The organism is Peiella sedimenti (genome assembly GCF_030504955.1).
In the GTDB taxonomy this organism is placed as follows: domain Bacteria; phylum Pseudomonadota; class Alphaproteobacteria; order Caulobacterales; family Caulobacteraceae; genus Brevundimonas; species Brevundimonas sedimenti.
The window spans coordinates 189,191-208,527 of sequence record NZ_JAUKTR010000002.1 but is presented as its reverse complement, the minus strand read 5'-3'; the positions used below and the strand labels follow the sequence as shown (position 1 = coordinate 208,527).

General features: G+C 69.7%; 21 protein-coding genes. 17 read left to right on the top strand and 4 right to left on the bottom strand.

Annotation, left to right across the window (positions count from 1 at the left end; all coding sequences use genetic code 11):
• Nucleotides 1–10 precede the first annotated feature (10 nt).
• From Q0812_RS06055 to Q0812_RS06030, 6 genes are all read left to right on the top strand, one after another.
• Nucleotides 11–1,849: an ABC transporter ATP-binding protein gene (locus Q0812_RS06055; RefSeq protein WP_302109418.1), complete on the top strand. Its 1,839-nt coding sequence runs from the start codon at nt 11–13 to the stop codon at nt 1,847–1,849.
• 111 nt (nt 1,850–1,960) lie between these two features.
• Nucleotides 1,961–2,875 carry a thioredoxin gene (gene trxA, locus Q0812_RS06050; RefSeq protein WP_302109417.1) on the top strand — a complete coding sequence of 305 codons (915 nt, stop codon included), beginning with the start codon at nt 1,961–1,963 and terminating at the stop codon, nt 2,873–2,875.
• A 13-nt stretch (nt 2,876–2,888) separates the two neighbouring features.
• Nucleotides 2,889–3,542, top strand: a complete 654-nt coding sequence (locus Q0812_RS06045; protein ID WP_302109416.1) for an LON peptidase substrate-binding domain-containing protein — start codon at nt 2,889–2,891, stop codon at nt 3,540–3,542.
• 7 nt (nt 3,543–3,549) lie between these two features.
• On the top strand, nt 3,550–3,741 hold the full coding sequence (locus tag Q0812_RS06040; RefSeq protein ID WP_302109415.1) for a Trm112 family protein: 192 nt from the start codon (nt 3,550–3,552) through the stop codon (nt 3,739–3,741).
• A 57-nt stretch (nt 3,742–3,798) separates the two neighbouring features.
• Nucleotides 3,799–4,659, top strand: a complete 861-nt coding sequence (locus Q0812_RS06035; RefSeq protein ID WP_302109414.1) for a hypothetical protein — start codon at nt 3,799–3,801, stop codon at nt 4,657–4,659.
• 42 nt (nt 4,660–4,701) lie between these two features.
• Nucleotides 4,702–6,150, top strand: a complete 1,449-nt coding sequence (locus tag Q0812_RS06030) for an AMP nucleosidase (protein ID WP_302109413.1) — start codon at nt 4,702–4,704, stop codon at nt 6,148–6,150.
• A gap of 129 nt (nt 6,151–6,279) precedes the next feature.
• Here the strand turns inward: Q0812_RS06030 and Q0812_RS06025 are convergent, their stop codons facing one another.
• Entirely contained in the window at nt 6,280–7,011 is a 732-nt protein-coding gene (locus Q0812_RS06025; protein WP_302109412.1) for a class I SAM-dependent methyltransferase, read from the bottom strand.
• Between the two features lie 78 nt (nt 7,012–7,089).
• Here Q0812_RS06025 and Q0812_RS06020 point away from each other — a divergent pair, with 78 nt between their 5' ends.
• From Q0812_RS06020 to Q0812_RS06010, 3 genes are read left to right on the top strand one after another with little or no spacing between them, the layout of a single operon-like run.
• Nucleotides 7,090–7,716, top strand: coding sequence for a hypothetical protein (locus tag Q0812_RS06020; RefSeq protein ID WP_302109411.1), 627 nt, complete (start codon nt 7,090–7,092; stop codon nt 7,714–7,716).
• 2 nt (nt 7,717–7,718) lie between these two features.
• A complete protein-coding gene (locus tag Q0812_RS06015; RefSeq protein ID WP_302109410.1) occupies nt 7,719–8,039 on the top strand; it encodes a winged helix-turn-helix domain-containing protein in 321 nt (106 codons plus the stop codon).
• On the top strand, nt 8,036–9,370 hold the full coding sequence (locus Q0812_RS06010; protein WP_302109409.1) for an anthranilate synthase component I family protein: 1,335 nt from the start codon (nt 8,036–8,038) through the stop codon (nt 9,368–9,370). Before Q0812_RS06015 ends, Q0812_RS06010 begins: the two co-directional genes overlap by 4 nt.
• Here Q0812_RS06010 and Q0812_RS06005 read toward each other — a convergent pair.
• The 3 genes from Q0812_RS06005 to Q0812_RS05995 are packed head-to-tail and all read right to left on the bottom strand — an operon-like array spanning nt 9,322 to nt 10,829.
• A complete protein-coding gene (locus tag Q0812_RS06005; protein WP_302109408.1) occupies nt 9,322–9,894 on the bottom strand; it encodes a TadE/TadG family type IV pilus assembly protein in 573 nt (190 codons plus the stop codon). The two genes, Q0812_RS06010 and Q0812_RS06005, sit on opposite strands and share 49 nt — an antisense overlap.
• On the bottom strand, nt 9,888–10,421 hold the full coding sequence (locus Q0812_RS06000) for a TadE/TadG family type IV pilus assembly protein (protein WP_302109407.1): 534 nt from the start codon (nt 10,419–10,421) through the stop codon (nt 9,888–9,890). Before Q0812_RS06000 ends, Q0812_RS06005 begins: the two co-directional genes overlap by 7 nt.
• 9 nt (nt 10,422–10,430) lie before the next feature.
• Nucleotides 10,431–10,829 carry a pilus assembly protein N-terminal domain-containing protein gene (locus Q0812_RS05995; RefSeq protein WP_302109406.1) on the bottom strand — a complete coding sequence of 133 codons (399 nt, stop codon included), beginning with the start codon at nt 10,827–10,829 and terminating at the stop codon, nt 10,431–10,433.
• Between the two features lie 300 nt (nt 10,830–11,129).
• On the opposite strand from Q0812_RS05995, the gene Q0812_RS05990 reads away from it, so the two are divergent.
• The 8 genes from Q0812_RS05990 to Q0812_RS05955 all read left to right on the top strand — a co-directional run bounded on the left by Q0812_RS05990 (nt 11,130) and on the right by Q0812_RS05955 (nt 19,329).
• The gene (locus tag Q0812_RS05990; protein ID WP_302109405.1) at nt 11,130–11,309 is read left to right on the top strand and encodes a Flp family type IVb pilin; all 180 of its coding nucleotides are present in this window, start codon (nt 11,130–11,132) and stop codon (nt 11,307–11,309) included.
• Between the two features lie 133 nt (nt 11,310–11,442).
• Complete coding sequence (locus tag Q0812_RS05985) at nt 11,443–11,958, top strand: A24 family peptidase (protein WP_302109404.1); 516 nt, start codon at nt 11,443–11,445, stop codon at nt 11,956–11,958.
• A gap of 135 nt (nt 11,959–12,093) precedes the next feature.
• The gene (gene cpaB, locus Q0812_RS05980) at nt 12,094–12,984 is read left to right on the top strand and encodes a Flp pilus assembly protein CpaB (protein WP_302109403.1); all 891 of its coding nucleotides are present in this window, start codon (nt 12,094–12,096) and stop codon (nt 12,982–12,984) included.
• Complete coding sequence (locus Q0812_RS05975) at nt 12,981–14,540, top strand: type II and III secretion system protein family protein (RefSeq protein WP_302109402.1); 1,560 nt, start codon at nt 12,981–12,983, stop codon at nt 14,538–14,540. Before cpaB ends, Q0812_RS05975 begins: the two co-directional genes overlap by 4 nt.
• A gap of 8 nt (nt 14,541–14,548) precedes the next feature.
• A complete protein-coding gene (locus Q0812_RS05970) occupies nt 14,549–15,220 on the top strand; it encodes a CpaD family pilus assembly lipoprotein (protein ID WP_302109401.1) in 672 nt (223 codons plus the stop codon).
• Nucleotides 15,221–15,233: 13 nt separating this feature from the next.
• On the top strand, nt 15,234–16,742 hold the full coding sequence (locus tag Q0812_RS05965; protein WP_302109400.1) for a CpaE/TadZ family protein: 1,509 nt from the start codon (nt 15,234–15,236) through the stop codon (nt 16,740–16,742).
• A gap of 20 nt (nt 16,743–16,762) precedes the next feature.
• Nucleotides 16,763–18,346, top strand: coding sequence for a TadA family conjugal transfer-associated ATPase (locus Q0812_RS05960; protein WP_302109399.1), 1,584 nt, complete (start codon nt 16,763–16,765; stop codon nt 18,344–18,346).
• A gap of 5 nt (nt 18,347–18,351) precedes the next feature.
• The gene (locus Q0812_RS05955; RefSeq protein WP_302109398.1) at nt 18,352–19,329 is read left to right on the top strand and encodes a type II secretion system F family protein; all 978 of its coding nucleotides are present in this window, start codon (nt 18,352–18,354) and stop codon (nt 19,327–19,329) included.
• Nucleotides 19,330–19,337 lie beyond the last annotated feature (8 nt).

Below are 19,337 nucleotides of genomic sequence, written 5' to 3'. Positions count from 1 at the left end.
GCCAGTTCCCGTGTCACAACGCCCCGAGCCGGTTCTGTCGATCCGCGACCTACACGTCACCTTCCAAACGGAGGACGGCCCCGTCGAGGCCGTGCGCGGCGTGTCCCTGGACATCGCGCCGGGCGAATGCCTGGGCGTGGTGGGTGAAAGCGGCTCAGGCAAGAGCCAGACCTTCATGGCGGTGATGGGCCTGCTGGCGTCCAATGGCCGGGCGACCGGATCGGCGACCTTTTCCGGCACGGAACTGCTGGGGCTGAAGACGGCCGAGCTGAACCGCATCCGCGGCTGCGACATGACCATGATCTTCCAGGACCCGCTGACGGCCCTGACGCCCCACATGAAGATCGGGGCTCAGATCGCCGAGCCCCTGATCAAGCACAAGGGTCTTTCGGGCCACGAGGCGCGCAAGGTCGCCCTGGAATGGTTGGGGCGGGTCCGCATCCCGGAGGCCGCCCGGCGCCTGAACCAGTATCCGCACGAGCTGTCCGGCGGCATGCGCCAGCGGGCGATGATCGCCATGGCCATGGCGTGCGAGCCCAAGCTGCTCATCGCCGACGAACCGACCACGGCGCTGGACGTGACCGTGCAGGCCGAGATCCTGGACCTGATCGACGAGCTGAAGCGCGAGACCGGAACCGCCGTCGCCCTGATCACGCACGACATGGGCGTGATCGCTCGCCTGGCTGACCGCGTCTGCGTCATGAAGGACGGCGCCTATGTCGAGGCGGGCGAGGTGCGCGACATCTTCGCCAGTCCCAAGACCGACTACACACGGACGCTGCTGGCCTCGATCCCCCGCCTGGACCGCGACGGCCGCGACGGCCGCCCGGAGATCAGAGCCATCGCCGCCGACGCGCCCGTGGTGCTGGATGCGCGCGACATCCGGGTCCATTTCCCCATCAAGAAGGGCCTGTTTGGACGGCCGCAAATGCTGCGGGCCGTGGACGGCGTCGATCTGACCCTGCGCCAGGGCGAGACCCTCGGCATCGTCGGCGAAAGCGGCTCGGGCAAGTCGACCCTGGCTCGCGCCGTGATGAACCTGATCCCGCCCACCGCCGGGGCGGTGACCCTGCTGGGCAAGGACCTGCCCGTCGGCGACGAGAAGCGCATGCGCGCCGCCCGCCGCGACCTGCAGATCGTCTTCCAGGACCCTCTGGCCAGCCTCGACCCGCGCATGACCGTGGGCGGCTCCATCGGCGAGCCGCTGGACGTGTACGAACCCGGCCTTTCACGAAAAGACCGCGAGGCGCGTGTGCGCGCCGCCATGGAGCGCGCAGGCCTGTCTCCCGCCCTGATCAACCGCTATCCGCACGAGCTGTCCGGTGGTCAGAACCAGCGCGTGGGCATCGCCCGGGCCACCATCCTGGAGCCCAAGGTGGTCATCTGCGACGAGGCGGTATCGGCCCTGGACGTGTCCATCCAGGCCGAAATTCTGGACCTGCTCATCAAGCTTCAGGCCGAGATGGGCCTGTCCATGTTGTTCATCAGCCATGACCTGGCGGTGGTGCGCGAACTCAGCCACCGCATCCTGGTGCTCTATATGGGCCGGGTCATGGAGACCGCCGACGCTGCCCGCATCTACAGCGACGCGCGCCATCCCTACACCCAGGCCCTGCTGTCCGCCGCGCCGATCCCGGACCCGGACAAGGAGCGTAACCGCAAGCGCATCCGCCTGACCGGAGAGCCGCCCAGCCCGCTCGACCCCAGAAGCGCCCTGCGCTTCCTGCCCTCGCGCCTGACCGTGGACGAGACGGCGGGCCAGTCGCTGTACATTCCGCGCCTGGAAGAGGTGGCCCCCGGCCATCTGGTGTCGGAGTTCGACGCGCCTGAAAGTCCTCGACCGGGCTGAGCCACGCCTTGGCCCTGGCCGGATCGGCCCTGCGACGCCATTGCGCAGACGAGGCCGTGCGACCATTTTCCGGTCTCGTTCGTTAGACCTGCGCAAGGAACCGGGAACTCCATGCCCACCGACAGCTTCGCCCCGCCCACGACCGGCGGTCAGGACCTCATCAAGGACGGCTCGGACGCCAGCTTCGCCGCTGACGTCATCGCCGAGTCGAGCAAGCAGCCGGTGCTGGTGGATTTCTGGGCCAGCTGGTGCGGGCCCTGCCGCCAGCTGACCCCGGCGCTGGAGAAGGCGGTCCGCGCGGCGGGCGGCAAGGTCAAGCTGGTCAAGATCGACGTGGACAAGAACCCCGCCTATGCGGGCCAGCTGCGCGTGCAGTCGATCCCCACCGTCTACGCCTTCGTCGACGGCCAGCCCGTGGACGGCTTCATGGGCGCGGTGCCCGACAGCCAGCTTCAGGCCTTCATCGGCAAGCTGACGGGCGGCGCGGGCGGCCCTCCGCCCGAGATCGAACAACTGCTGGAGCTGGGCGCCGAGTCTCTAAAGCTGAACGATCTGGGCGGCGCGGCCCAGGCCTATGCGCATATTCTGCAGATCGAGCCGGGCCACCCCAAGGCCGTGGCGGGGCTGGCGCGCGTCTATCTGGCCGACGGCGACGCCGATCAGGCGCTTCAGACCCTGGCCATGGCCGACCCCACGTCCAACGACCCGGACATCGCGGCGGTCAGGGCGCAGCTGGCCCTGCAGGGCGATGCGGGCGGCGGCGATGACGACGCAGCCGACCTCGAGGCGAGGATCGCCAGGGATGCTGACGACCATCAGGCGCGCTTTGACCTGGCCGGCAAGCTGGCGGCCAAGGGGCGGCTTGAGCAGGCGGCCGACCATCTGCTCGAGATCGTCGCCCGCGACCGCGAATGGAACGATCAGGCGGCGCGCAAACAGCTGCTGACCGTTTTCGAGGCGGCGGGTCTCAACTCCGACGTGGCCAGGAATGGACGGCGCAGGCTGTCGTCCATCCTGTTCGCCTAGAGGGAGGCGCCGTTTGCCCCAGGGGTTCGCCACCGTCTCGGACCTGCCGCAGGTTCTGCCGGTCTTTCCCCTGGCGGGCGCGATCCTGCTGCCGCGGGCCCAGCTGCCGCTCAACATCTTCGAGCCCCGCTATCTGGCCATGATCGACGACGCCATGGCCCAGGAGCGGGTCATCGGCATGATCCAGCCCTCGGGCGGGCCGGCCACCCTGCCGGCGCTGCATCCCATCGGCTGTGCGGGCAAGATCGTCGCCTTCGCCGAGACTTCGGACGGGCGCTATCTGATCACCCTGTCGGGCCTGTCGCGCTTTCGCATCGTCAGCGAACTGCCCTCCAACGAGCCGTACCGCCAGGTGCGGGCGGACTTCACCGTCTTTCCCGACGATCTGGCCAAACCCGACGGGCTGAGGCCCATCGACCCGGCCCTGTTCGGGGCCCTTCGGGCGTATCTGGAGAAGCGCTCGCTGGAGATCGATTGGGACGCCGCGGAGGGCGCGCCGCTGGAGGCGCTGTGCAACAGCCTGTCCATGGCCCTGCCCTTCGAGCCGCAGGAGAAGCAGGCCCTTCTGGAGGCCCTGACCGTGGACGACCGCTGCCGGGTGCTGACGGCCCTGATGCGCATGGACGCCGCCGAGACCGGCGACGACGAGCCCGGTCTCATGCAATAAGGCCCGCATGAGCGAAGCCTTTCCCACCCCCGCTGAGGTCGATCCCCGCCTGCTGGAGATCCTGGTCTGCCCCGAAACGGGCGGAACGCTGGAGTACGACCGCAAGGCGCAGGAGCTGATCAGCAAGAAGGCCAGGCTGGCCTATCCGATCCGCAACGGCGTGCCGATCATGCTGGTGGACGAGGCGCGGCCGCTCTAGGCGGGGGCGCCGCCGCGCGTTACGCTGTTCGGCGAAGACCATACCGCCGAGGCGACCATGCCGCGCTCCCTTCTCCCCGCCGTGGCTCTGGCGCTGCTGGCCGGCGCCTCGGTGGAAGCCCAACCGCAGGGCGGCGGCATGGACGTGGCCCAGGCCCTGGCCGCCGCGCACGCCGCCAGCCCCCGCGACGGCTGGCTGGCCGATCAGGCCGACGACTGGGCCGAGGCCGACCGCGACTACCCACAGGAACTGGACGACAGCGCCCGCGAGGCGCGTGTCCGCCTTCTGCAGAACGAGATCGAAACGGCGCGCGCCTTTGACCGCGCCTTCAGCTGGGAGCAGATCGCCACGACCTGCCTCGGACAGGCGCTGGAGGGCTGCGGCGTCACCGCCGCGGGCCTGCTCTATGTGGATCGGGACGAGGCCGTGGCCTGGCAGACCGTCGGCGGGCACACGGACATGGACGGTATCCGCGCCGGCTTCGTCATTCTGGCGCGCGACGGCGACGGCTGGCGGCCCTTTGGCTGGGGCTATGACGGCGTCATCTACGAGGCGCCCAGCCTGGGCGGCGAGATGGACCAGACGCTGATCCACGTGCCCGGCCGCATGATGGGCACGGGCAACGGAAACGCTGACCAGATCTATGTGCGGCAGGGCGACGGCGGCTGGCGCGACCTGCGCCTCATGCCCTGGAAGCGCGAGATGCGCGCGCGCCTTCCCGGGGGGCTGGAGGTCTGGAAGGGCGTCGATTACCGCATCGGCGCCATGATGGCCCTGACCCAGCTGTGGCGCCCGACCGACGGCAACTGCTGCCCCACCGGCGGCGACGCCATTATCAACCTGGCCGTCGAGGGCGACCGCCTGGCGGTGACGGACATGAGCGTACGACGCGTCGAGGATCTGATTCCCCGCAACTAGCCGTCTCGCCACCGTCATGCCCGGCGGATAGGATGGCCGCCTATGAAGCCATTCGACGATCCCCACGCCGCGCTGGACGAACTGACGCGGCTCTACGACGCCTCCATCGCCCGCCTTCGCGCCGACCTCGCCGCCTTTGTCAGGGACGGCCGGCGCCCTGACGCCGTGGCCCGCGCCGACGGCGCCTATGTCTATCCCGAGCTGCGCGTCATCTGGAGCGGCGCCAAGGCCGAGCCGGGCGGCGCCCGGTCCTATGCGCGGCTGTCCCAGACGGGCGCCTTCGCCACCACGATCACGCGCCCGGACCTCTACCGGCCCTACCTGCTGGAACAGCTGGGCCTTTTAGCCGAGGACTACGGCGCCACCTTCGAGGTGGGTCCCTCGCGCCAGGAGATCCCCTACCCCTACGTGCTGGACGCCCTGGAGGCGGCGCCCAACAGCGAAATGGCGGCCGAACTGCCCCGGCTGTTTCCCGTCACCGAGCTGGCCCATATCGGCGACGAGATCGCCGACGGCGCCTTTGAGCACTCCGGTTCGGCCCGGCCCCTGTCGCTTTTCGACGGCCTGAGGACCGACTATTCGCTGGCGCGCCTTCGTCATTACACGGGCGCGCCGGTGGAGGACGTGCAGTCCTTCATCCTGTTCACCAACTACCACCGCTACGTGGACGAGTTCGTGCGCTGGGCCTGCGCCGAACTGGTCCGCGAGGGCAGCCCCTACACCCACCTGTCCTGCGCCGGCGGGGTCAAGATCACGCGCGACACGGCCGATCCGGTGCGCGCGGTGTCGGACGCGGCCTGGCGCAAGCACCAGATGCCCGCCTATCACCTGGTCGCCCCGGGCTGGCAGGGCGTCAGCCTGGTCAACATCGGCGTCGGCCCCTCGAACGCCAAGACCATCTGCGACCACCTGGCGGTGACGCGTCCGCACGCCTGGCTGATGATCGGCCACTGCGGCGGCCTGCGCGGGACGCAGAAGATCGGCGACTACGTCCTGGCCCACGCCTATGTGCGCGACGACCACGTCATGGACGACGTGCTGCCGGTCGAGGTGCCCATCCCGCCCATCGCCGAGGTCCAGCAGGCCTTGCAGCGCGCCGCCGAGACCGTCACCGGCGAGGACCGCGACCAGATCAAGAACCGCCTGCGCACCGGTACGGTGGTGACCACGGACGACCGGAACTGGGAGCTTCGCTACTCACGCTCGGCCCTGCGGTTCTCGCAGTCGCGGGCGGTGGCCGTGGATATGGAGTCGGCCACGGTCTCGGCCCAGGGCTATCGCTTCCGCGTGCCCTACGGAACGCTGCTGTGCGTGTCCGACAAGCCGCTGCACGGCGAGATCAAGCTGCCCGGCCAGGCCAACCGCTTTTACGAGGGCTCGATCTCGGAGCACCTGCAGATCGGGCTGGAGGCCATCGACCTGCTAAGGCAGGAGGGCCCGCGCCTGCATTCCAGAAAACTTCGCGCCTTCGACGAGCCGCCGTTCAGGTGATCGTGCCGCACTCGAAATATACCGTCTGATCCGTCTGATCCGTCTGGATGGGTCTGACCTTCCTCGCGTCTCAGAATAGGCCGGGGACGGCTGACGTGGACAAGCCGCCTGAAAAGCGGGAGCCGCGGCTTACGCCTTGCCGAACAGATAGAGCCCGAAGCCCAGGGTGCGGCCCGCCTCGCCCTGCTGCATGGCGCGCAGAAGGGCCACGCGATTGCGCAGGGCGCTGGCCTCGGGCCGATCCGGATTGGCCGCGATCCAGGCCTCGACCGCGCCGGTCATGGCGCCGGCATAGGCGTCCCACTCGGCTTCGGTGCTCACGCGGTCCCAGAGCGGTTGAAGGCCAGAGGCGCGCCCGGCCTCGATCCAGCCCGCGTGGCTCTCATAGACGGCGGTCTGATGGAGAAGATCGCGGAAGGCGGGGTCGGGCTCGGCCTTCCACATCAGATCTCCGAACAGCAGGCGTCCGCCCGGCGCCAGCCGCGCGGCCAGGCCTGCGAAGCGGGCGGGGCCGGGGTCCGTCAGGGCGGTGGTGCCGATGGCCACGATGAGGGACCAGGCCTCTTGGGCGTCCAGCGCCTGAAGCCCCTCGCCGACCTTCAGTTCGACCGCGGCGCCGCGGGCCGCGATGCGCTCGGCGGCCAGTTCGGCCATGTCGGGGTCGCGCTCGACGGCGGTCGCCTGAAGTCCGGCTCCCGCCATCAGGATCGAGGTGTGGGCGTTGCCGCAGCCGAGGTCGCAGGCGCGTGCGCCGGGCGGGAGGTCAGCGCGGCCCAGCGCCTCCAGGAAGGCGCCGTCCGCCAGGGGATTGCAGATGCCCATCTCGGCATAGGCGATGCGGTTGAAGGCGGCTGGGCGCATCAGGTCTGATGCTCCACACAAAGCACTTTACAATGCAAAGTAAGATTGGTATCCAGGATCATTCCCATGGAGGAGCGCATGACTCGGGACCAGATCAAATCCATCGGCGATGACATCGCCTATATGAAGGCCATGGCCGAGGAAGGCTCGCGAGGACCCTTGCTCGGCGGCTCTATCCTGGTGGCGGCGGGCCTTATCTTCGGTCCGGCCTCGCTGGTGCACTGGGCCGTTCAGGCGGACATCCTGGCCATCGGCATGGCCAATGTGACCTGGATCTGGATGGCGGCGCTCGTCGCCTTCGTCGTCGCCCTGGCCGTGCTCAGCCGCCGCGTCGGACGCATGCCGGGGGCCATGTCGCCGGCCAACCGCGCCTCGGGCACCGCCTGGATGGCGGTGGGCCTGAGCATCTTCTTCCTGGCCCTGTCGCTGGCGGCCATGAGCTATCGCATCGAAAGCGCTCTGCCGGCGCTGATCTTCCCAAGCCTGATCGTCGGACTGTACGGCGCCGGCTGGGCCGTTTCGGCCGCCATGTCGGGGCAGAAGTGGCTGTGGGCGCCCGCCTATGGCGGCTGGCTGGCGGCGCCTGTCCTGGCGTGGTTCACGGGCGAGCCGGCCCAGTATCTGGTCTATGCCGGGGTGCTGATGCTGCTGACCATCGCGCCGGGGCTGGTGCTCATGCGCCAGGAACCCTCGGACGTGGTGTGAGCATGGCTGGTCAGTCCGATTCCGGCTTTGACATCGAGGCGCTGGACGAGGTGATCCACGGGCGCGTGCGGCTGGGGATCATGGCCTTCCTGGCCAGCGCGGGCGATGCGGAGTTCACCACCCTGAAGAGCCGCCTTCAGCTGACCGATGGAAACCTGTCGGTCCATCTGAGGAAACTTGAGGAGGCAGGCTATGTGGAGGTCGAGAAGCGGTTCGTCGGCAAGAAGCCCCAGACCCGCGTGGCCATCAGCCGATCCGGCCGGGCCGCCTTCCTGAACTATCTGAAGGCCATGCAGACCCTGGTCGAGGGCGGCGCCGCTTGAGCATCGAGGTTCTGCCCTGGATAGAGCCGGTCGCGGCGGCCGCTCCCCTGCGGGAGCGGCCGTGGGCGTTCCTGGCCCTGTCCGACGGCTCGCCCCAGGCGCGCTGGTCCTACCTGGCCTGGGAGCCCGAGGCGACGGTCCGCCTCGATCCCGGCGGTGGCGACCCCTTCGCGGCGCTGCGGGGCCTGACCGGCGCCGATCCCCTAATGTCGGACGTGGACGAGCCGCCGCCGTTCACAGGGGGGGGCGTCGGGCTCCTGGCCTATGAGGCGGCCGGGGCCTTCGACCGGCTGGACCTGCCGCGCGCAACGGGTTGGCCCGATCTGTTCGCGGCGCGGTACGCGCGGCTGCTGGCCTTCGACCATCATCGCAGACGGGTGCTGGCGATCGGGGGGGCGGTCCCTCCAGATCCCGAGGCGCCTGAACCCGGCCCGCCCTCGGAAGCCTTCACGCCCGAGGCCCCGCCCGACGCCTACGAGGCGGCCGTGGCCGAGGTCGTGGCCAGGATCGGACGCGGCGACCTGTTCCAGGCCAATATCGCCCAGGCCTGGTCCGGGCGGCTGAGGCGGGGCGCCGACCCCTTCGACCTGTTCACGCGCCTGACCGAGGCCTCGCCGGCGCCCTACGCCGCCTGGTGGCGGCTGCCGGGGGCGGCCCTGGTGTCGCAGTCGCCCGAAAGCTTCCTGTCCCTCGAGGCGGAGGCGGGCGTGCGGCGGGTCCGCGCCCGGCCCATCAAGGGTACGCGCCCGCGCCATCCGGATCCGGCGCGGGACGCCGCCCTGGCGGAAGATCTGACGAAAAGCGACAAGGACCGGGCCGAGAACCTGATGATCGTCGATCTCATGCGTAACGATCTGGCCCGGGTGTGCAGGCCTGGCACGGTTCACGTCGAGGCGCTGAACGCCCTACGCACCTGGCCCCACGTGCATCATCTGGAGTCGGTGGTGGCCGGCGATCTGGTCGATGGGGTGGACGCCCCCGCCGTGCTGGCCGCAGCCTTCCCACCCGGCTCGATCACGGGCGCGCCCAAGGTCGAAGCCATGAAGGTCATCGCCGAGCTGGAGCGTCCGCGCGGTCCCTGGTGCGGCTCGCTGGCCCTGCTGGCCGACGGCGGCGCGATGGAGGCCTCGGTGCTCATCCGCACGGTAGGCCTGCTCGAGGATCAGGAGGGCTGGCGCTGGAGAACCCTGGCGGGGGCGGGGATCACCGCGGACAGCGACCCGGCCTCCGAGCGCCTTGAGACCGAGGCCAAGATCGCCGCCATCCGGCGGGCCCTATGCGGTCAGCAGTTGGAGCAGGTGATCGAGTCGGACCGGCGCGGCCGCAGATAATAGGTCTGAGTGAACCGCGTCAGGGCCGGCATGACGTAATCGACGGGCGAGTCGTAGTCGTACTCGACCTCGGTCATCAGGATGCTGTCGCCGATGTTCAGCACCTTGGGGCTGTTGTTGTTGGTGGTGATCATGTCGTCCGGGAGGGTCACGGTGGAGCCTGCCGCCCGCGCCGAGAGGCCCGAGCCCCGGCTCCAGTCCACCTTGGCGCGGCGCTGGTTGTCGATGGTGACGCTGGAGACGCGCTGACGCAGCCCGGTGGTGGAAAAAGGCCTCATTAGAAGCGCGCCGATGGTCATGGCGTCGTCGATGTTGTCGCGCGTCACCACCTGATCCTGGGACAGCAGATCGGTCACGGCGGCGGCTGAGTGGCCCATGCGGCGCACCGCCATGTAGCCCTGGCACATCTCGGACAGGCCCAGATAGAAGGCGCAGACCGCCGGGGCGATCAGGGCGAACTCCACGGCCGAGACGCCGCGACGGTCGCCGCGGAACGTCGCGATGCGGCGAAGACGGCTCACCATGGCTCGTTCCTGAAGGCGTCGGTGGAGCTGAGGATGGCCTGGCCGTCGCCCAGCTTGGACAGGCCCTGGGACATCAGGGGCGTGAACAGGGGCTGGCGCCACCAGCTGCGAACCACGACGATGTCGCGCGCCTGGCTATTCTGATAGCCCATGGCCGAAGGATCGAAGGTGGTCGTCCCGCCCGTGGTCCGGAAGGGGTCGGGCAGGTTCGGATTGTCGAAGCGCGGCACCACCCGCACGTCGATGGTCAGGCGTGCGTTGCAGTCGCCGCTGAAGATGCTCATGCGATTGCAGACGGCGGTCTTGTAAGTGGCGGCGTCGCCGGCCTGCATCTGACCGGTGCGCACCAGGCGCCCCGCCTGGAGGGTGGCGTTGTCCAGCACGCTCGACAGGACGAACACCAGCCCCAGCTCGATGATGGCGAACATGCCGAAGAAGAAGGGCGCGGCCACCAGGGCGAACTCCACCGCCGTCGCGCCGCGACGGTTGCGGAAGAAGCGCTGCATCGGAAGGCGGCCGCGGCGCATGGGCGGCCCTTAGGGCGTGGCCGCGGCGGCCTGACCGCCGCTGACGGCAGGGGCGCAGCCGGCGCCGCAGGCCATTTCGGTGGCCTGGGTTCCACGCCAGACCCGCACCTGGCCGTCGCGCGGGGCGATGACCGAAATCTGGCCGTTGTAGATGGTGCGGCCCAGCGCATCGACGACGATCACGTCCGTGACGCCGTGCCCACGGCCCGAGACGAACAGGGTGCGGTCGTTGACCACCGTCACGTCGGCGATGCGCGGATTGCCGACGATCACGGACGAGGCGCTGCCGGCCAGCTGGATGCGGGCGCTGTGGTCCAGCTCGACCGTGAGGCCGCGCGACTGGGCCATGACGGCGCCGGTCATCAGCAGAACCGCCACGCCGGCGGAGATGAAGGGGATGCGGGCCATGGTTCGCTCTCTCGCATTGAAACGGCGCGCACGCCCGTACGCGCGAGGCTGAAGATGCGCTTCGCTGGTGAAGAAAGGTTGAATCGCCACAGACGCCTTATTCGACAAGGCATCCCGGCGCATGATTAACGGATGCTAACAGTAAATATCCGTTCACTATAGAAAAATCCAAGTCAACCCTCCGCGTTTTACTTGACGTTAAGCGAGCCGGGTCAAAGTGCTCGTGTGTTTGGGGGTGAGCGGGCAACCGGCTGACCCCAGAGTAAAGAAGCCAAAGTTGCTCGCTAACAGGAGAGACAGATGACCAAGTTCGTTTCCAAGTTCGTCAAGGACGAGTCCGGCGCCACCGCCATCGAGTATGGCCTGATCGCCGCCCTGATCGCCGTCGTGATCATCACGGCCGTGACCGCCCTGGGTTCGACCATCAAGACGAAGTTCAACGCCGTCGTGACCGGCATGGGCGGCACCGCCGGCGCCTAAGCCGACGGACGTTCCAACCGAACGAAACAGCGGGGGCCGCGGCGAAAGCCGCGGCCCTTAGCTTTTGCGCGGCAACCTGGCCTTAATCCCCGCCCGCCAGGATCGCCGCCACGAAGCAGTCTTCAGGCGCTCCATGGACACCGTCACCCTGCTCTTCCTCAGCGTGCTGCCCGCCATCGCCATCGCGGCGGCGCTGAAGGACGTGACCACCATGACCATCCCGAACTGGATGTCGGCGGCGCTGATCGTGCTGTTCTTCCCCACGGCCTGGCTGGTGGGGCTGCCGTTTCAGCAGGTGCTGATTCACCTGGGCGTGGCCTTCGTGGCCCTTCTATTGGGCATGGGCATGTTCGCCCTGCGCTGGCTGGGTGGCGGGGACGCCAAGCTGATGGCTTCGACCGTGCTGTGGCTGGGCCTGTCCGGCGGCGGCATGTTCCTGCTGTGGACCGGCGTCTGTGGAGGCCTGTTCTGCCTCAGCCTGATCTATGCCCGCTTCCACGCCCGGCCCTATGTGGCGGGCGCGCCGCAATGGTTGGGCCGGCTGCTCGAGCCCAAGGGCGACATTCCCTACGGCGTGGCCATCGCGGCGGGCGCCCTGATCGCCTATCCGGCCAGTCCGTTGATCGAGACCTTCATCCGCGGCGTCTGACCGCAGGGCCTGACCGCGGGGTTGGGCCGCGCAGACCTTTGCGGCTTAGGGGGCCGTTAACCCGCGGACCGGCAGAGTGTTAACCGCCGGCCTCGTGCGTTCCGCGCGCGGCCAGGGGGAGGTCGCAAGGTCCGGATGAAGCCCGCCCGCATCGCCGTCATCGCCATCGCCGCCGTCTCGGCCATCGGGCTGGCGCTTGTGGTGCGCGCCATGGGCCAGGGGCCCTCCACCAGCGAAGCCGCCACCGCCCAGGTTCAGGCCGCGCCCACCGTGCGCGTGCTGGTCGCCTCGCGCGACCTGCCCGTGGGCAAGCGCGTCGAATCCGCCGACATGGAGTGGAAGGACTGGCCCGTGGCCAACCTGAACCCCGCCTATGTCACCGACGGCGCCCCGCCGCGCGCCGCGCCGGCCGACGGCGAGCGCGCCGAGGCTGCGGCCGCCCAGGCCAATCACGTCGCCGCAGACCTGACCGGCAACACGCCGCGCGCAGCCTTCATCGACGCGGTGGTGCGCGAGCAGATCCTGGCCGGCGAGCCCATCCTGGGACACAAGCTCGTGCGCGCCGGACAGAGCGGCTACATGGCCGCCTTCCTCGAGCCGGGCATGCGCGCCATGGCCATCCGCGTGACCGTCGAGACGGCCGCGGGCGGCTTCATCCTGCCGGGCGACCGGGTGGATGTGCTGCTGACGCGCGAATCGCGCCTGTCCGATGTGGCCGGGGATCAGTCCGGCCGCTCGCGCTTCACCAGCTCGACCGTCATGCGCAACGTCAAGGTGCTGGCCATCGACCAGGCCACCACGGCGGGCGAGGAGCAGGCCGTCATCGGAGCCACCGCCACCCTGGAGCTGAGCGCCCGCGACGCCGAGGCCCTGGCCCTGGCCAAGTCCGAGGGCGAGCTGTCCCTGGTGCTGCGCTCCTATGCCGACACGGCCGGGCCGTCGGGCGCGGTCGTCTCGCCGCGCACCGAGAACGCGGCGATCCGCGTCTTCCGCAACGGCCAGGCCGAAACGGTGGTGACCCAATGATGCGGCCCCTCAAGACTCTCGCCGCCCTGATCCCTGCCGTGGCCCTGGGCCTCACGCCCGCCGCCGCGCCCGTGGCCGCCCAGGCCCAGTCCGCCGTGCGCGTGAACCTGTCGGGCACGGGCGAGGCCAGCCAGAGCATCTCAATTCCGCGCGGCCGCTCGGCCACGGTCGACCTGCCGGTGGACGCCCGCGACGTGCTGGTCTCGAACCCCGCGGTGGCCGACGCCGTGCTGCAGTCGCCGCGCCGCATCGTCATCATGGGGGTGGCGTCGGGCCAGACCGACGCCAGCTTCTTCGACGCCGCGGGCCGCCGCATCCTGACGCTGAACATCCGCGTGGACGCCGGCACCGATGCGGCGGAGGCCACCATCCGTCGCCTTCTGCCGGCCTCGGACATCCGGGTCGAGGCGGTCAACGAAAGCCTGATCCTGACCGGCCGCGCCGCCAATCCGGGCGACGCCGAGACGGCCCAGCGCCTGGCCGCCCAGTTCGTGGCCCCCGAGCGCGTCGTCAACATGATGTCCATCAGCGGCTCGGACCAGGTGACGCTGCGCGTGCGCGTGGTCGAGGTGAACCGCACCGTCGTCAAGCAGCTGGGCTTCGACACCAACGCCGTGCTGGGCCGCCTGGGCGAGCCGCAGTACTTCCTGGGCAATTCGCCGACCTTCGGCGTCAACGGGGGCCTGCTGGGCGGACTGAACGGCGGCTACCGGGTCGACACGACGCAGCGACCGATGCTGGGCGTGCCCTGTGCGCCGGGCGTCACCGGCACCTGCATGGACATCGTCTCGGGCAATCCGAACGATCCGAACTACGTGCCCAACTGGCGCTCGGCCACGAACCAGACCGTGGCGGGCAACAGCGGCGTCAACAGCGCCCGCGCCGCCATCCAGGCCTTCGAGCGTGTGGGCCTGCTGCGCACCCTGGCCGAGCCGAACGTGACCTCGACCAACGGCCAGCCGGCCAACTTCCTGGCGGGCGGCGAGTTCCCCGTGCCCACGGGCCGGGACAGCCAGGGCAACGCCATCATCGAGTACAAGCCCTTCGGCGTGCTGCTGAACTTCACCCCGGTGGTGCTGTCGAACGGCAACATCTCGCTGCAGATCGCCACCGAGGTCTCAGAGATCTCCAACGCCGCCTCCTTCACCCTGGGCCAGGGGGAGGGCGCGCTGGTGCTGCCGGCCTTCTCCGTGCGCCGCGTGGAGAACACGGTCGAGCTGCCGTCGGGCGGCGCCATGATGATCGCCGGCCTGCTTCAGGAAAGCACGCGCCAGAACATCGACGGCCTGCCGGGCGCCACCAACCTGCCGATCCTGGGCGCCCTGTTCCGCTCGCGCGACTACCTGTCCGGCGAGACCGAGCTGGTCATCATCATCGAAGCCTATCTGACCCGGCCCGGCGCCCCCGGCGACTTCCAGACCCCCGCCGACGGCCTGCAGATCGCCAGCGACATGCAGACCATCCTGTTCGGACGCCTGAACCAGGCCTATCGCCCCGGCGCCCCGGCCGCGCCCGCCGCCGGCTGGCAGGGCCCGGTCGGTTATGTGATCGAATGAGCCGCCAGATGACCTTGCGCCCCCTTCTCCTCGCTTCAGCCCTGGCCCTGCCGCTGGGGCTGGCCGCCTGCACCACGCCCGCGGGCGGCGCCGGTCCGGCGCCGCTGACGCCGCTGTCGCGCTGGGTCATGCAGGTGGAGCCCGGCCTCGACCGCATCGCCCTGGCGGTGCATCCGCAAGGCGCCGTAAGCCCGGCGCAGCAGGCGGCCCTCAGGGACCTGGCCGTGCGCGCCCAGGGCGGCGCCACCGGCCCCATCGTCGTCCAGGCGCCGGCTGGAGCCGATCCGGACGCCCAGGCCCACGCCTGGAACGTCCAGGCCTATCTGGCCGGGCTGGGCGTGAACGGCGTTCAGGTGACGGCCTATACGGCGCCTGATCCGCGCGCGCCGGTGCTGGCCGGATTCGAGACGGTCAGGGCCGTTCGCCCCGACTGCTCGGCCAACTACACCAATCTGACCGCCACCCGCGACAACCGTTCGGCCCTGAACCTGGGCTGCTCGGTCAACGCCAACCTGGCCGCCCAGATCGCCGATCCCCGCGACATCCAGCGCCCCGCCGCCATGGCGCCGGGCGATGCGGGCCGCCGCGCCGCCGTCATCACCGCCTATCGCGCGGGCGAGGCGACCGAGGCGGCGCGCAACACGCTCGGCGCCGGGCGCGTCTCGGAAGCCGTGCAGTGAGGCGCCCAGCGATATGACCCACGCCTTCGGCGCCCATCCCGCGGATTTCGACCCCGAGCTCGACGACCTCGACCTCGACTTCCCCGCGCCCGGCCAGCGGGCCGCCTTCGATCCGCCCGCGCCCGAACCCGAAGCGGAGCTGACGCCTCAGGCGCTGACGACCGTGCCCGCCGCGGCCCAGCCCAGCGAGCCCCTGCGGTTCGCCGCGCCCGCGCCCGCCTTCAACCCGGTGGCCGACCTGACCCAGCATGTCAGCCAGGCCTTCCAGGAAGTCTCGGTGCCGCGCATCGGCATCCACATCTTCGGCGAGCGCCCTGACACCCTGGCCGCCGCTGAGCGCGCGGGCCAGGACCGCCGCCTGTCGCGCGCCACGACCCAGATTCGCGTCGGCGGCCTGTCCGCCGCGCTGGAGGCCTACGCCCACGAACCGACGCCGCCCCTGGTGATCGTCGAGAGCGCGGCCCCCGCCGGGCAGTTGCTGGCCGACCTCGATCGCCTGGCCGAGAACTGCGACATGGGCACCAAGGTGGTGGTCATCGGCGCGGCCAACGACATCATGCTGTACCGCGAGCTGATGCGGCGCGGCGTCAGCGAGTATCTGGTCGCGCCGATCCAGCCGCTGCAGCTGATCGGCGCCATCGGCTCGCTGTTCAACGATCCGGCCCAGCCCTTCGTGGGGCGCACCATGGCCTTCATCGGCGCGCGCGGCGGCTCGGGCAGCTCGACCGTGGCGCACAACACCGCCTGGGCCATCGCCGAGCGCCTGTCGGCCAACACCCTGATCGTCGATTACGACCTGCCCTTCGGCACGGCGGGCCTGGACTTCAACCAGGACCCCCTGAACGGCGTGGCCGACGCCCTGTCCCAGCCGGACCGGCTGGACGCCACCCTGATCGACCGCATGATGGTGCGCTGCACGGACCGGCTGAGCCTGTTCGCCGCGCCCGCGACCCTGGACGCCGACTGGGACATCTCGGCCGACGCGTACGAGGAGGTGACGGGCCGCATCCGGGGCGCCGCGCCCTTTGTGGTGTTGGATCTGCCGCACGCCTGGTCGGCCTGGGTGCGCCGCGCCCTGGTGACGGCGGATGACGTGGTCATCACCGCCGCGCCTGACCTGGCGTCCCTGCGCAACGCCAAGAACATCATCGACCTGATCCGCCAGGCCCGCCCGAACGACGCGGCGCCCAAGGTGGTGCTGAACCAGGTGGGCATGCCGGGACGGCCCGAGATTCCGGCCAAGGACTTCGGCGCGGCCCTGGGCGTGCATCCGGCGCTGCTGGTGCCCTTTGACGCCAAGATCTTCGGCGCGGCGGCCAATAACGGCCAGATGGTCATGGAGGCGGCGTCCAAGTCCAAGGCGGCCGAGGCCTTCACGACGCTGGCCCAGATCGTCTCGCAGCGCGAGTTGGCCATGCTGCCGGCCCCCGGCAAGGCCAAGGCCGCGAAACCCGGCAAGGCCGAGAAGGCCGACAAGCCCGCCAAGTCGTCCCTGCTGGGCGGCCTGTTCAAGAAACGCTGAGCCCGGAGGACTGACCACAGGTGTTCGGCAAGCGGCCAACCGGCGCGACAGGCGCCCCGCAAGGCGCGGCCCAGCCCGCGTCCTTCGCGCAGGCCGCCGCCGCGTCCGCCCAGGCGCGCGCGCCGCAGCCCGAGCCGGAGGCTCAGCCCGCCCCGCCGGCCGAGCCCCACGTCCTGCCCCAAGCCTTCGCCGAACAGCTGGGCGGCGCGGTGCCTAATCCCGCCGCCGCTCCCGCGCCGCGGCCCCAGATTAAGGCCCAGGGCCCTCGCAAGACGGCCGGGTTCGAACAGCTGCAGAAGGCCCAGGCGGTCACCGAGATCGTCCGTGAGCAGAGCGACTATTACCACGCGACGAAGACGACCATCTTCAACGCCCTGCTCAACACCATCGACCTGGCCCAGCTGGCCCAGCTGGATCCCAAACAGGCGGCCGAGGAGATTCGCGACATCGTCGCCGAACTGGTGGCGATCAAGAACGTCTCCATGTCGGTGGCCGAGCAGGAGCACCTGGTCCAGGACATCGTCAACGACGTGCTGGGCTATGGGCCGCTGGAGCCGCTGCTGGCCCGCGACGACATCGCCGACATCATGGTCAACGGCGCCGGTCGGGTGTTCATCGAAGTGGGCGGCAAGGTCCAGCTGACCAATGTCCGCTTTCGCGACAACACCCAGCTGATGAACATCTGCCAGCGGATCGTGTCCCAGGTGGGCCGCCGCGTGGACGAGAGCAGCCCCATCTGCGACGCCCGCCTGCCGGACGGCTCGCGCGTCAACGTCATCGCCCCGCCCCTGGCCATCGACGGGCCGACGCTGACGATCCGTAAGTTCAAGAAAGACAAGCTGACCATGCGCAACCTGGTGGAGTTCCACTCCATCAGCCCGGAAGGGGCGCGGGTGCTGGGCGTCATCGGGGCCAGCCGATGCAATGTGGTCATCTCGGGCGGCACGGGCTCGGGCAAGACGACGCTGCTGAACACGCTGACGGCCTTCATCGACCCGACCGAGCGCGTCATCACCTGCGAGGACGCCGCCGAGCTTCAGCTGCAGCAGCCGCACGTGGTGCGCCTGGAGACCCGTCCGCCGAACCTGGAGGGTCAGGGCCAGATCACCATGCGCGATCTGGTCAAGAACTGCCTGCGCATGCGTCCCGAGCGGATCATCGTCGGCGAGGTGCGCGGGCCCGAGGCCTTCGACCTGCTTCAGGCCATGAACACCGGTCACGACGGCTCCATGGGAACGCTGCACGCCAACAGCCCCCGCGAGGCCATCAGCCGTCTCGAGTCCATGATCACCATGGGGGGCTATGGCCTGCCCTCCAAGACCATCCGCGAGATGATCGTCGGCTCGGTGGACGTCATCGTTCAGGCCGCCCGCCTGCGCGACGGCTCGCGCCGCATCACCCACATCACCGAGGTGGTGGGGATGGAAGGCGACGTCATCATTACCCAGGACCTGGTCCTCTACGACATCACCGGCGAGGACGAGAACGGCCGCATCATCGGCCGGCACCGCTCGACCGGCATCGCCCGCCCGCGCTTCTGGGATCGCGCCCGTTACTACGGACTGGAGCGGGAACTGGCCGAAGCTCTGGACGCGGCGGAGTAGGGGCGATGCTGCCGATCCTCGCCGCCGTTCTGGCCTTCGTCACCATCGCCGCCGTCGGCTTCGCCCTGGTGCCCGAGGGCGGCAGCGCCGAACGGGCCGTCAAGCGCGTGCAGACCATGAACGCCCGGCGCGGCGAGCAGAAGGCCAAGGCCAAGCCCTCGGCCAAGGAAAAGCACGAGGACCGCAGAAAGCAGATCGTCGATCAGCTGAAGGACGCGGACCGCAAGGAGCGCAAGGTGCGCCTCAGCCTAGCCTCGCGGCTGAAGCAGGCCGGCATCGGCATGTCGCCGCGCACCTTCCGCATCATCTGGGCCGTGGTGGGCGTGACGGCGGGTCTGCTGGCGCTGCTGTTCAGCCTGCCTCCCCTTCTGGCGCTGGGCATCGCCTTCGTCCTGTCGCTGGGCCTGCCGCGCTTCGTCATCGGCTTCCTGGCCAAGCGGCGCATGAAGAAGTTCTCGGGCGAGTTCGCCAACGCGGTGGACATCATCGTGCGCGGCATCCGCTCGGGCCTGCCGGTCAACGACTGCCTGAAGATCATCGCCCGCGAGAGCCCCGCGCCCCTGGGGCCTGAGTTCCAGCGGCTGATCGAGAACGTGGCCGTGGGGGTGCCGCTCGATCAGGCCCTGGAGAAGATGTACGTGCGCATGCCCACGCCGGAGCTGCGCTTCTTCACCATCGTCATCGCCATCCAGCAGAAGACGGGCGGCAACCTGGCCGAGGCGCTGGCGAACCTGTCGACCGTGCTGCGCTCGCGCAAGCTGATGGCCGAGAAGATCAAGGCCCTGTCGTCCGAGGCGACGGCGTCGGCCGGCATCATCGGCTCGCTGCCTCCGGCGGTGATGGCCATGGTCATGGTCACGACCCCGGCCTACATGATGCTGATGTTCACCGACGTGCGGGGGCAGGTCATGCTGCTGGGCGCGGTGTTCTGGATGTCCATAGGCGTCTTCACGATGAAGCGCATGATCTCGTTCAAGTTCTAGGGGCGGGT

What these genes read in the sequence shown, in the direction of transcription:
- Q0812_RS06005 (WP_302109408.1), bottom strand. Translation starts at nt 9,894, where the DNA reads ATGGTGAGCCGTCTTCGCCGCATCGCGACGTTCCGCGGCGACCGTCGC.
- Q0812_RS06025 (WP_302109412.1), bottom strand. Translation starts at nt 7,011, where the DNA reads ATGCGCCCAGCCGCCTTCAACCGCATCGCCTATGCCGAGATGGGCATC.
- cpaB (WP_302109403.1), top strand. Translation starts at nt 12,094, where the DNA reads ATGAAGCCCGCCCGCATCGCCGTCATCGCCATCGCCGCCGTCTCGGCC.
- Q0812_RS06015 (WP_302109410.1), top strand. Translation starts at nt 7,719, where the DNA reads ATGGCTGGTCAGTCCGATTCCGGCTTTGACATCGAGGCGCTGGACGAG.
- Q0812_RS05990 (WP_302109405.1), top strand. Translation starts at nt 11,130, where the DNA reads ATGACCAAGTTCGTTTCCAAGTTCGTCAAGGACGAGTCCGGCGCCACC.
- trxA (WP_302109417.1), top strand. Translation starts at nt 1,961, where the DNA reads ATGCCCACCGACAGCTTCGCCCCGCCCACGACCGGCGGTCAGGACCTC.
- Q0812_RS06020 (WP_302109411.1), top strand. Translation starts at nt 7,090, where the DNA reads ATGACTCGGGACCAGATCAAATCCATCGGCGATGACATCGCCTATATG.
- Q0812_RS06000 (WP_302109407.1), bottom strand. Translation starts at nt 10,421, where the DNA reads ATGCGCCGCGGCCGCCTTCCGATGCAGCGCTTCTTCCGCAACCGTCGC.
- Q0812_RS05965 (WP_302109400.1), top strand. Translation starts at nt 15,234, where the DNA reads ATGACCCACGCCTTCGGCGCCCATCCCGCGGATTTCGACCCCGAGCTC.
- Q0812_RS06040 (WP_302109415.1), top strand. Translation starts at nt 3,550, where the DNA reads ATGAGCGAAGCCTTTCCCACCCCCGCTGAGGTCGATCCCCGCCTGCTG.
- Q0812_RS05970 (WP_302109401.1), top strand. Translation starts at nt 14,549, where the DNA reads ATGACCTTGCGCCCCCTTCTCCTCGCTTCAGCCCTGGCCCTGCCGCTG.
- Q0812_RS06035 (WP_302109414.1), top strand. Translation starts at nt 3,799, where the DNA reads ATGCCGCGCTCCCTTCTCCCCGCCGTGGCTCTGGCGCTGCTGGCCGGC.
- Q0812_RS05985 (WP_302109404.1), top strand. Translation starts at nt 11,443, where the DNA reads ATGGACACCGTCACCCTGCTCTTCCTCAGCGTGCTGCCCGCCATCGCC.
- Q0812_RS05955 (WP_302109398.1), top strand. Translation starts at nt 18,352, where the DNA reads ATGCTGCCGATCCTCGCCGCCGTTCTGGCCTTCGTCACCATCGCCGCC.
- Q0812_RS06030 (WP_302109413.1), top strand. Translation starts at nt 4,702, where the DNA reads ATGAAGCCATTCGACGATCCCCACGCCGCGCTGGACGAACTGACGCGG.
- Q0812_RS05975 (WP_302109402.1), top strand. Translation starts at nt 12,981, where the DNA reads ATGATGCGGCCCCTCAAGACTCTCGCCGCCCTGATCCCTGCCGTGGCC.
- Q0812_RS05995 (WP_302109406.1), bottom strand. Translation starts at nt 10,829, where the DNA reads ATGGCCCGCATCCCCTTCATCTCCGCCGGCGTGGCGGTTCTGCTGATG.